Genomic DNA, 11,508 nt, shown 5'->3' with positions numbered 1-11,508 from the left:
TTATTCGGCCAAGATTCTGGTCCAGGCAGCCGCATCACAAACAGGACGATGGAACGGACGGGATAACGGATCGTGCGACGCCTTTTGACAAGCCTTATGATTGCCGTTGCCCTGGTGAATTCGGCGCCTGCCTTCGCAATGCAGACGGTGCCGGCGGGCAATCGTCATGCCGAGCAGCCCGATATTCCGGGCGCTTCCATCCGGCGCACCAAGGGCACCAAGAGCAGCTTTGATCTGAAATACGAAAAGGTTCATGAGCTTCTGGCGACCGATCGCGAGCTGATGAGCAAGATCCGCAAGATTTCCAGCGCTTACGGCATCAATCCCATCCATGTCGTCGGCGCGATCGTCGGCGAACACACCTATAATGTCGATGCCTACGACCGGCTGCAGGCTTACTATGTCAAGGCTGCCTCCTATGCCGGAGAAAGCTTCCGCTTCTCCTATGATGGCGAAAGCGTCGACGAATTCGTGGCACGGCCGCAATTTTCCGAATGCAAGGGCAAGAGCGATTCCTACACGCTCTGGTCCTGCCGCGAAGATGTCTGGGAAACCGATTTCCGCGGCAAGACGGTGAGTGGCACGAGCTTTCCCAACAACCGTTTCAGCGCGGTCTTCTTCCAGCCCTTCTATGCCGGCCAGACCTTCGGCCTCGGCCAGGTCAATCCGCTGACGGCGCTGATGCTCTCCGATCTCGTGACCCGCGTGTCCGGCTATCCGAAGCTGAACGAAAAGAATGCCGGCGCCGTCTACAGGGCCATCATGGATCCCGATATCTCGCTCGCCTTCGTCGCGGCCTCGATCCGCAGGTCGATCGACGATTACAAGGATATCGCCGGCATGGATATCTCGGGCAATCCCGGCCTGACGGCGACGCTCTATAATGTCGGCAATTCGCGCCAGCGCGCCGCAGCACTTGCTGCGAAGAACCGCGGCGCCGGTGCGACGGTCTGGCCGGAAGAGAATTATTACGGCTGGCTGATCAACGACAAGCTGGACGAACTCAAGGGCCTGCTCTAGCTTCAAGCTTGTCGGGAAGGATCTTCCCCGAAAGGCTTTGATGATGGACATGCGTCCGGACCCCTTCGTACCGCCAGCACCGCTGCCGCGTACGGTGCCGCCGAGCCGGCTGGAAATTATCCGCATCATCCTGCGCAATCCGCTCGAACTTTGGGGCGAGCCGTCCTACACGCTGCCCTGGATCCGCACCAATTTCTTCGGCCAGAGGACGCTGATCGTCAACGATCCCGGCCTGATCAAGCACGTGCTGGTCGACAATGCCAATAATTACCGCATGTCGGATGTGCGCCAGCTCGTCCTGCGTCCGATCCTCCGCGACGGCCTTCTGACCGCCGAAGGTCCTGTCTGGAAAAGATCGCGCAAGGCGGTGGCGCCAATTTTCACCCCCCGCCATGCCCAAGGCTTTGCCGGGCAGATGCTGCGCCAGTCCGAAGATTATGCCCGCAAATATGAGGGCGCAGGCGAGGCAGGCGCAATTTTCGATATCAGCACCGATATGACCGAGCTGACCTTCGCAATTCTGGCTGACACATTATTTTCAGGCGAAATCGTCACATCGAGCGGCCATTTCGCCGACGACGTCAATGAACTCCTGCATCGCATGGGCCGGGTCGATCCGATGGATCTGATGCGCGCTCCGTCCTGGGTTCCACGTGTGACACGCATCGGCGGCCAAAAGGTGCTGGAGAAATTCCGCGCCATCGTGCGCAACACCATGGATATGCGGCTCGCAAAGATGAAAGCGAATCGCAGCACAGCGCCCGAGGATTTCCTGACCCTGCTCCTGGAGCAGGCTGGCCCCGAGGGGCTGACCAAGGAGGAAATCGAAGACAATATTCTGACCTTCATCGGCGCGGGGCATGAGACCACGGCCCGAGCGTTGGCCTGGACGCTGTATTGCGTATCGAACAGCCCGCATATCCGCGAGGCGATGGAAGAAGAAATCGACGCGGTGCTCGCCACCGGGGCAGCACCTGTGGAATGGCTGGATATGATGCCGCAGACGCGCGCCGCCTTCGAGGAGGCGTTGCGCCTTTATCCGCCGGCGCCATCGATCAATCGCGCTGCCATATCAGATGATTCCTGGACAAGCACCAAGGGCGAACGGGTCGCGATCGAAGCTGGCGTCACGGTGCTTGTCATGCCTTGGACGTTGCATCGCCACGAACTTCACTGGGACAGGCCGCGCGCCTATATGCCCGAACGCTTCCTGCCGGAAAATCGCGGCTCTATCGGCCGCTTCCAGTTCCTGCCTTTCGGCGCCGGCCCGCGTGTCTGCATCGGCGCAACCTTTGCGCTTCAGGAGGCGGTGATCGCCCTTGCTGTCCTGATGCATCGTTATCGCTTCGATTCCAACGATCAGACCAATCCTTGGCCGGTGCAGAAGCTGACGACGCAGCCGCAGAACGGACTGCCGATGCGCGTGACGCCGCGCATAATTTCCACGAAGGCATAAATCTTTCGAATTATTGCAGAATTGACTGTGAATGAAAGCCGGGCAAAGTGGCAGCATTCAAAAGTCGTTGCCAGGGAGAATGTCGCATGAGCCGCGTTGATAAGAACGGTCTTGCCATCGAAACCGTCCTTCATGATTTCCTCGTCGAGGAGGTGTTGCCGGGTCTGGCGGTCGATGCGGACAAGTTCTTTGCCGATTTTTCGGCGATCGTCCACGATCTCGCCCCGAAAAATCGTGCGCTGCTGGCAAAACGCGACGAGCTCCAGGTAAAGATCGACGACTGGTACCGTCGGCATGGCGCCCCGGCGGATATGGACGAATACCAGTCCTTCCTCCGCCAAATCGGCTATCTCCTGCCTGAGGGATCGGACTTCCAGGTTTCGACCGACAATGTCGATCCGGAGATCGCCTCGATCGCCGGCCCGCAGCTCGTGGTTCCCGTCATGAATGCCCGTTACGCCTTGAACGCCGCCAATGCCCGCTGGGGCTCGCTCTATGATGCGCTCTACGGTACGGACGCCATTCCCGAGAGCGACGGCGCCGAGAAGGCTAAGGGTTACAATCCGAAGCGCGGCGAGAAGGTCATCGCCTGGGTGCGCGATTTCCTCGATACATCAGCGCCGCTGCAGGACTGCCGCTGGAAGGACGTCGGAAGCTTCGCCGTCACGGATGGCGCGCTCTCTGTCAGATCGATCGATCGCGAGCAGGCTATGCTGACGGACGGCAAGCATTTTGCCGGCTATCGCGGCGATCCCGCCGCTCCCACGCATCTTCTCCTGAAGAACAACGGCATTCACATTGAAATCGTCATCGATGCGACGACGACGATCGGGAAAGCCGATCCGGCTCATATTTCCGATGTCTGGCTGGAATCGGCAATCACGACGATCATGGACTGCGAGGATTCGATTGCCGCCGTCAATGCCGAGGACAAGGTCGTCGTCTATCGCAACTGGCTCGGCCTGATCAAGGGCGACCTGCAGGAAGAGGTAGCAAAGGGCGGAACGAGCTTCATCCGCACGCTCAACCCGGATCTGCAATATGCCGGCCCGGATGGTGCCGCCTTCGAGGTACACCGGCGCTCGCTGATGCTGGTGCGCAATGTCGGCCACCTCATGACCAACCCGGCGATCCTCGACCGCGACGGCAACGAAGTGCCTGAAGGCATCATGGATGCTGCGATCACCGGCCTGATCGCGCTTTACGATATTGGCCCCTCCGGCCGGCGGAAGAATTCCCGCACCGGCTCAATGTATGTGGTCAAGCCGAAGATGCATGGGCCGGAAGAGGTGGCCTTCGCCGTCGAAATCTTCTCGCGTGTCGAAGACGCGCTTGGCCTACCGCGCAACACCATCAAGATGGGCATCATGGATGAGGAGCGCCGCACGACCGTCAACCTCAAGGAATGCATCCGCGCCGCCCGCGAGCGCGTCGTCTTCATCAATACCGGCTTCCTCGATCGCACCGGCGACGAGATCCACACCTCGATGGAAGCCGGCCCGATGATTCGCAAGGGCGACATGCGCCAGGCGGCCTGGATTTCTGCCTATGAGAACTGGAACGTCGACATCGGCCTCGAATGCGGCTTGTCCGGCCATGCCCAGATCGGCAAGGGCATGTGGGCGATGCCGGATCTGATGGCGGCGATGCTCGAACAGAAGATCGCCCACCCGAAGGCCGGCGCCAACACTGCCTGGGTGCCATCGCCGACGGCGGCAACCCTGCATGCCACCCATTATCACCGGGTCAATGTCGCCCGTGTTCAGCAGGGGCTGAAGGATCGCGCCCGCGCCAAGCTCTCCGATATTCTCTCCGTGCCGGTCGCGGTGCGGCCGAACTGGACGCCGGAGGAAATCCAGCGCGAACTCGATAACAATGCCCAGGGCATTCTCGGCTATGTCGTGCGCTGGGTCGATCAGGGCGTCGGCTGCTCCAAGGTGCCTGACATCAACAATGTCGGCCTGATGGAAGATCGCGCGACGCTGCGCATTTCGGCCCAGCACATGGCGAACTGGCTGCATCACAAGGTCGTCACCGAAGCTCAGATCGTCGAGACGATGAGGCGCATGGCCGCCGTCGTCGACCAGCAGAATGCGTCGGACCCCGCCTATCAGCCCATGGCCGGCAATTTCGACGGTTCGATCGCCTTCCAGGCCGCCCTCGACCTCGTCCTGAAGGGTAGAGAACAGCCGAACGGTTATACCGAGCCGGTGCTTCACCGCCGCCGCCTCGAGCTCAAGGCGAAGCAGACTGCCTGACGGAGAATATGAAAAGGCCGCCGGAACGATAGTTCGGCGGCCTTTTTTATACCGAATTCGAAAATTAGCTTACTGAATGACGACGACCTTGGACGTGCCCTTGCCCGGGCGGACGCGGCTGTAGAGATCGATGACGTCCTGGTTCATCAGGCGAATGCAGCCCGAGGAAGCGGCGGTGCCGATGGAGGCCCATTCCGGCGTGCCGTGCAGGCGGAAGAGTGTATCCTTGCCGTCTTCGTTGAAGAGATACATGGCGCGCGCGCCGAGCGGATTGCTGAGACCCGGACCCATGCCGTCCTCGACGTATTTGGCGAGATCAGGCCGGCGGACGGCCATTTCCTTCGGCGGGTGCCAATTCGGCCATTCCTGCTTCCAGGCGACGTAGGCAGTGCCGGCCCATGCGAAGCCCTGTTTGCCGACGCCGATGCCGTAGCGCATCGCCTTGCCGTTGGCCAGGATGTAATAGAGGAAGCGCTCGCGCGTGTTGACGATGATCGTTCCGGGACGCTCTGTGGTCTGGTAGCTGACGACCTGGCGGCGGAATTGCGGCTTGACCCTGTCGATAGGGATCGCCGGTAGGGAGTATCCGGCATCCTTCGTCAGGCCGTAGGCGTCATTGAAGATCTGTGCCGTCTGAACCGTCGGGCCTGCGCCCTTGTCGTCGACGGATGCGCTGTCTGAGGTCGTCGAGCAACCGGCCAGAGCGAATGTCGCCAGCAGGCCAAAGACAGGGAATGCATTGCGGATGCGCATGGATGACTCTTGAAGTTTTGGGGCAAGGAGAACGGTCTTTCGACCATCGTTGATTATGGTTTATTTTCGATTAACTTGCGCTTTGCAAGACTACTGCAGCGCGACAAATCCGTCTGCCGCGCAAATTAGAAGCGCATGGTTTTTTTGCAACAACACGCCAGCCCCCGCGATGGTTATCCATGACGATTTTGAGTGTTTACAATAACAATCCGTTAATCGATGGCCGGCAATCGGACAGGGCCATGATGGTGCGGCGCGGAACGCAGATATTGCTGCATGAAATGCGCCACGCCGTGCTGCCCGAACTGCCGCTGGCAAGCGGTCGCCGCGCCGATCTGATCACTCTTTCAGAAAAGGGCGAGGTCTGGATCATCGAAATCAAGACGTCTATCGAGGATTTCAGGGTGGATCGCAAATGGCCGGAATACAGGCTGCATTGCGACCGCCTGTTCTTCGCGACTCACCAGGATGTGCCGTTGGAGATCTTTCCCGAGGAATGCGGACTGTTCCTCTCGGATGGTTATGGCGCCCATATGATTCGCGAGGCGCCGGAACACCGCATGGCGCCGGCTACGCGCAAATCCGTCACGCTCAACTTCTCGCGTGCCGCCGCGCAAAGGCTGATGATGGCCGAATGGGCGAACGGAAAACCGTTCACCGTGGATGATGTTTAATGGGCGCGACGTGCGCGCCTATTTCGGCGCGCGTTTGGCAAGGATACGCTGCAGCGTCCGCCGGTGCATGTTGAGTCGGCGCGCCGTTTCGGAAACATTGCGCTCGCACATTTCATAGACCCGCTGGATATGCTCCCAGCGCACCCGGTCGGCCGACATCGGATTTTCGGGGAGCTCGGCCTTTTCGCCCGGCCGCTGCGTCAGCGCCGAAAACACGTCGTCGGCATCCGCAGGCTTTGCAAGATAATCGACGGCGCCGAGTTTCACGGCCGTGACCGCCGTTGCGATATTGCCATAGCCGGTCAGCACGATGATCCTGGTGTCGTCGCGCCGCTGGCGGATCGCCTCGATGACGTCGAGCCCATTGCCGTCGCCGAGCCGAAGGTCGACCACCGCATATTTTGGCGGCCGGCCTTTCGATTTCGCAACGCCCTCCGCCACTGATTCGGCCGTCTCCACCTGGAAGCCGCGTGTCTCCATCGCCCGCGCCAGGCGGCGCAGAAACGGCCCGTCGTCATCGACGATCAGCAGGCTGGCATCGGGACCGATATGGTCCTCATCCGACGCGGCGAAATTGTCATGATTCTGTTCTGTCATCGTCTCGGTCCTGGCGGTTGAACGCCGATCTGCGTCAACCGCTTATATCCTGTTTATGCCGACAAAGTCATTTTGTCGAATTTGCGTCGATCAGCATGCGCGGCCATTCGATCCGGATACGCGCGCCCGCACTTTCCGGATCGCGGTTCTCGAAAATCAGCGATGCGCCGGAGCGCTCCAGCAGCGTCTTGGCGATGAAAAGCCCGAGCCCGAGGCCACCCGCCGTATCCTCTTTCTGCCGCTTCGTCACATAGGGTTCGCCGATCCGCGTCAGAATATCGGGCGCATAACCGTTGCCGTCGTCCTCGATAACGATCAGCACTTTGTCGTGATCGTGCTCGACGGTAACGATCACTTTCTCTCGCGCATAATCGACGGCATTTTCGATCAGATTGCCGAGCCCATACATGATGCCGGCATTGCGGTCGGTGACCGGCTCGCCCTTGCGCGGGCTCTTTTCGATAAGCTCAAGAGCGATACCGAATTCCCGGTGCGGGGCGACGATCTCCTCGATCATCGAGGAAAGCGGCAGCCGGCGCATATGCGCCTCGCCTTCGGAAGAAAGCGTCGTCAGCCGCCGCAGGATGTCGCGGCAGCGTTCGCTCTGGCTGCGCAGCAGCATGACGTCCTCGCGGAAACGATCGTCATTCTTAAGCTCCCGCTCCATTTCCTTGGCGACGACGCTGATCGTCGCAAGCGGCGTACCGAGCTCATGGGCCGCCGCCGCCGCCAGACCGTCGAGCTGCGACAGATGCTTTTCCCGCTGCAGCACCAGTTCGGTCGCAGCCAGCGCATCGGCGAGCTGGCTTGCTTCCATCGAGACCCGATAGGCATAGAAAGCGGCGAATGCCATGGTCGAGGCGATCGAGCACCAGACACCGAACTGCATGACGGTGTGCACGTTGATCTCGGCCCCGTCGAACCAGGGCAGCGGAAAGGGCGAAAAGGCAAGCACCGTAATGCAGACCATCGCAACGCCGATCAGCGCGGTACTGTAGCGAATCGGCTGCGACGCAAAAGAGATGATGACTGGCACGCAGACGAGTGCTGCGAAGGGATTGGCAAGGCCGCCGGTGATGAAGAGCAGCGCGCAGAGCTGCAAAAGGTCGAAGCCGAGCAGCGCAAAGGCGGCCGGCGGTTCCAGCCGATGCGTCGGCGGATAACGGATCGTCAGGTAGAAATTCACCCAGGCAAGGGCGGCGATCAAGGAAGAGCTGGCAATCAGCGGCAGGGGAAATTTCAGCCAGAAGGCAACGATGAAAACCGTCAACGTCTGTCCGCCGACGGCAAGCCAGCGCAGCCGCACCAGCGTCTGCAGGCGCAGCCTGCGGCTGTTGTGCCGGTCCTCCAGCGTATAGCCTTCCGTCTTGTCGATCATGTCAGGCTTGTCGATCATGCCGACGGCTCCTTGAATGGCCCTCATGTACCACGCGGTTTTGCCCGTGTCGTCGGCAACGCATCCTCCGGCCGCTCCGGCCAGGGATGCCGGGGATAGCGCCCGCGCATATCGGCACGCACATCCTTCCAGGAGCCGGCCCAGAAGCCCGGCAGGTCGCGTGTCGTCTGGATCGGCCGATGCGCCGGCGAGGTGAGCTCGAGCAGAAGCGGCAGGCGGCCACCTGCAATGGCTGGATGCTGCTTCAGTCCAAACAGCTCCTGCACGCGGATCGTCAGAACCGGCTCCTCGCCCTCATATTGGATCGGATGCCTTTGGCCGGTCGGCGCTTCGAAATGGGTCGGCGCAAGCCGGCTAAGGTCGCGTTGCAATTCGTGCGGTACCAGCGACATTAGTCCGTTCGAAAGCCCGGCTGCGGAAATCTCCGAAAGGCCGCGGGCCTCCGTCTGGAAGGGTGCGAACCAGTCGTCCAGCCGGGAAAGCAGGGCATCATCGCTGACATCGGGCCAAGGCTCGCCGATCGTCCTGTGCAGAAATCCGATCCGCTCGCGCAGTTGTACGGCCTCCTTCGAGAACACAAGCTGATCGAGCCCCAGCTCGCGCACCCCTTCCACCAGAGCCTGGGTGACCGCTGCCCCGGAAGGCCGCGGCAAGGGCGTCTCTTCGAAGACGATCGCGCCAAGCCGGGTTGCCCGCCGCGCCCGGATTTGCCGGCTCTGCCGGTCGAAGAATATCTGGTCGCCGGTTTTGATCTCACCGGGCAACTCGGCTTCGATGTCGCCGCGTGTCACCTCGGCTGCCGCCAGAACCCGCGCCTGCGCCGCCCGTCCGGTCAGGTCGGCAATCACCAGCATCTGGCTGCCCGCCAGCCTCTCGGTTTCCGGCAGCTCTGCTCCGCGCCCGTTCGCCATCACGAATCGGCCGCGCCCGCCGCGCTGAAGTGCGATTCTATCCGGGAACGCATGCAGCAGCAGCTGGCCGGCCAGCGCCGGCGCCGTTGAGGCAACCCTGTCGAGGCCGCTCGCCAGCCGTCCCGCCAGCCGCCTTGAAGCCTCCGCTCTCTCGCCCCGCTCGGCCTTTAAGCGTCGCAGCCGCTCCTCGATATCGATACTCGTTCCGCCAAGCCCCTGTTCGGTAAGAAGCACGGCGATCATCGCCGCATCCCGTGCGTGTCCCGTTTCTCCCGCCGAGACGACCATGGCGGCAAGCCGCGGCGGCAAAGCGAGATCGCGCATCACCTTGCCGCGCGCTGTCAGCGCTCCGTCCTTGTCGAGCGCGCCAAGCTGGCCAAGCAGCATCCGCGCTTCCCTCAGCGTCGTTTCCGGCGGCTGATCGACGAAGGCAAGGGATGCCGGATCTTGAACGCCCCAATGTGCGAGGTCGAGCACCAACCCCGAGAGATCGCTGGAAAGGATCTGCGGCGGGGTGAAGGCCGGCAGTGCCGCCGTCTGTCCCTGGTGCCACAGCCTGACGGCGATGCCCGGCTCCGTTCGTCCGGCACGGCCGGCCCGCTGATCGGCGGAAGCCCGCGACACGCGCACCGTCTCCAGCCGCGTGATCCCGGTCGACGCCTCGAACACCGGCAGGCGCTGCAGCCCGCTGTCGATCACGATCCTGACACCGTCGATGGTGATCGATGTTTCGGCGATCGATGTCGCAAGCACGATCTTGCGTGTCCCCTGGGATGCCGGTCGGATCGCTGCATCCTGCTCCTTCTGGCTGAGATTGCCGTAGAGCGGCGCAATCAGCGTTTCGGCTCCGAATCGTCCCTGCAGGCGTTCGACGGTCCGGGTGATTTCCGCCTGGCCGGGCAGGAAGGCGAGGATCGAGCCGGCCTCGTTGGCATGGGCATCGAGTATCACCCGTGTCACGGCATCTTCAATACGTTCGCCGCCCGGTCGATCCTGGTAACGGATATCGATCGGAAAGCTGCGCCCCAGGCTTTCGATAACAGGTGGATGATCGAGCAGGGCGGCCACGCGTTCGACGTCGAGGGTCGCCGACATGACGAGGATACGCAGATCGTCGCGTAGAGCCGACTGGACGTCGAGCGCCAGAGCGAGTCCGAAGTCTGCGTCCAGCGAACGCTCGTGGAACTCGTCGAAGATCACGACCGAGACACCGTTCAGTTCCGGATCGTCGAGGATCATCCGGGCGAAAACCCCTTCGGTCACGACCTCGATCCGTGTCGCTGCCGATATTCTGTTGTCGAGGCGCATGCGGTAGCCGACCGTCTCGCCGACCTGTTCACCGATCAGCGATGCCATCCGGCTTGCCGCTGCTCGCGCCGCCAGCCGCCGCGGCTCCAGCAGGATGATCTTGCCGTCGCCGCGCCAAGCCTCGTCGAGCAGATAAAGTGGTACCAGCGTCGTCTTGCCGGCGCCGGGCGGGGCGGAAAGAACGGCGCGTTTTTGCTTTTCCAGCGCGGCAGCGACGGCCGGCAGGACATGTGAAACCGGAAGCTCCGGCAAGGACGCACTGATTGTCACTTTTGGCCCGTCACTGTCTCATAGGCAAGGATGGCGCCGGCGAGATCCTCCAACGCCGCACCCACCGACTTGAACAGCGTGATTTCTGCGTCATGGGTTCGTCCGCCATGGGCGCCGCTGACGAGTTCCGCAAGCTCAGCCCTGATGTCCGCTTCCTTCAGCACGCCGCTTTTCAGCGGCTGGACGATGTCGCCTGCCTCGGCGAGGGCGCCGGCGCGGGTGTCGACATAAACGGAGGCACGGCGGATGGCCTCGTCGTCGCTTTCGCGCATGCTCGGCTTGAAAGCGCCGACGAGATCGAGATGGGCGCCGGGCTTCAGCCATCCCCCTGATATCAGCGGTGTGCTGGAAAGCGTGGCGCAGGAAATGATATCGGCTGTCCGCGCTGCGGCCTCAGCATCCCCGACCGCCTCGGCATTCAGCCCGAGCGCCCGGGCTTCGGCTGCGATCTTTTCCGCCGCTTGCCCGTTGCGGCCCCAGACACGGTACCTCTTGATGGGACGGGTCGTGCCGTGGGCAAGCATCAGGTTGAGGGACAGCCGTCCGGTTCCGCAGACGAGCAGCTCTTCCGCGTCGGAGCGGGCGAGATGACGGGCCGCCAGCGCCGATGCCGCCGCCGTTCGCCGCGCGGTCAACTCGCCGCCGTCGATTGCGGCAAGCATTTCCCCGGTAGCGCCGGAGGAAAGAAGATAAGTTCCGAAGATCGCCGGCAGCCCCCGCCGCACATTGCCTGGAAAGACCGAGACCGTCTTCACCCCGGCATAGCGCCCGGGAACCCAGGCCGGCATCAGGAGCAATGTGGCGCTCTCCTCATCCGGCACCTCCATCTCATGGTGATGACGCACCGGCATCACGCATTCGCTCT

The 11,508-nt window shown here is 62.0% G+C and carries 9 protein-coding genes (1 of these 9 only partly in view); 4 read left to right on the top strand and 5 right to left on the bottom strand.

Going from position 1 to position 11,508, the window contains the following annotated elements:
- Positions 1-72 precede the first annotated feature (72 nt).
- The 3 genes from FY112_RS22925 to FY112_RS22915 all read left to right on the top strand — a co-directional run bounded on the left by FY112_RS22925 (position 73) and on the right by FY112_RS22915 (position 4,734).
- Positions 73-1,020: a DUF1402 family protein gene (locus FY112_RS22925; RefSeq protein WP_151519355.1), complete on the top strand. Its 948-nt coding sequence runs from the start codon at positions 73-75 to the stop codon at positions 1,018-1,020.
- Between the two features lie 43 nt (positions 1,021-1,063).
- The gene (locus FY112_RS22920; protein ID WP_151519367.1) at positions 1,064-2,476 is read left to right on the top strand and encodes a cytochrome P450; all 1,413 of its coding nucleotides are present in this window, start codon (positions 1,064-1,066) and stop codon (positions 2,474-2,476) included.
- An 86-nt stretch (positions 2,477-2,562) separates the two neighbouring features.
- Positions 2,563-4,734, top strand: a complete 2,172-nt coding sequence (locus tag FY112_RS22915) for a malate synthase G (RefSeq protein WP_151519354.1) — start codon at positions 2,563-2,565, stop codon at positions 4,732-4,734.
- Positions 4,735-4,803: 69 nt separating this feature from the next.
- Here FY112_RS22915 and FY112_RS22910 read toward each other — a convergent pair whose 3' ends face one another.
- Positions 4,804-5,487, bottom strand: a complete 684-nt coding sequence (locus tag FY112_RS22910) for a L,D-transpeptidase (RefSeq protein WP_017962671.1) — start codon at positions 5,485-5,487, stop codon at positions 4,804-4,806.
- 179 nt (positions 5,488-5,666) lie between these two features.
- Here FY112_RS22910 and FY112_RS22905 point away from each other — a divergent pair, with 179 nt between their 5' ends.
- Positions 5,667-6,161, top strand: a complete 495-nt coding sequence (locus tag FY112_RS22905; protein WP_012759589.1) for an MmcB family DNA repair protein — start codon at positions 5,667-5,669, stop codon at positions 6,159-6,161.
- Positions 6,162-6,179: 18 nt separating this feature from the next.
- Here FY112_RS22905 and FY112_RS22900 read toward each other — a convergent pair whose 3' ends face one another.
- The 4 genes from FY112_RS22900 to FY112_RS22885 all read right to left on the bottom strand — a co-directional run.
- Positions 6,180-6,758: an ActR/PrrA/RegA family redox response regulator transcription factor gene (locus tag FY112_RS22900; protein ID WP_025396545.1), complete on the bottom strand. Its 579-nt coding sequence runs from the start codon at positions 6,756-6,758 to the stop codon at positions 6,180-6,182.
- A gap of 67 nt (positions 6,759-6,825) precedes the next feature.
- The gene (locus FY112_RS22895; protein WP_181018267.1) at positions 6,826-8,154 is read right to left on the bottom strand and encodes an ActS/PrrB/RegB family redox-sensitive histidine kinase; all 1,329 of its coding nucleotides are present in this window, start codon (positions 8,152-8,154) and stop codon (positions 6,826-6,828) included.
- Between the two features lie 23 nt (positions 8,155-8,177).
- Entirely contained in the window at positions 8,178-10,643 is a 2,466-nt protein-coding gene (hrpB, locus tag FY112_RS22890; protein ID WP_151519353.1) for an ATP-dependent helicase HrpB, read from the bottom strand.
- A protein-coding gene (locus tag FY112_RS22885; protein WP_151519352.1) for an ornithine cyclodeaminase family protein crosses the window boundary here: on the bottom strand, positions 10,640-11,508 show its 3' portion. The gene runs 79 nt beyond the window's last position; the window shows 869 of its 948 coding nt (coding positions 80-948); the start codon falls outside the window, past its right edge; the stop codon is at positions 10,640-10,642. Before FY112_RS22885 ends, hrpB begins: the two co-directional genes overlap by 4 nt.

The sequence above is a fragment of the Rhizobium sp. PEPV16 genome (genome assembly GCF_008919455.1).
GTDB classification, from domain to species: Bacteria; Pseudomonadota; Alphaproteobacteria; order Rhizobiales; family Rhizobiaceae; genus Rhizobium; species Rhizobium leguminosarum_Q.
This window is presented reverse-complemented; position numbering and strand designations above follow the sequence as displayed.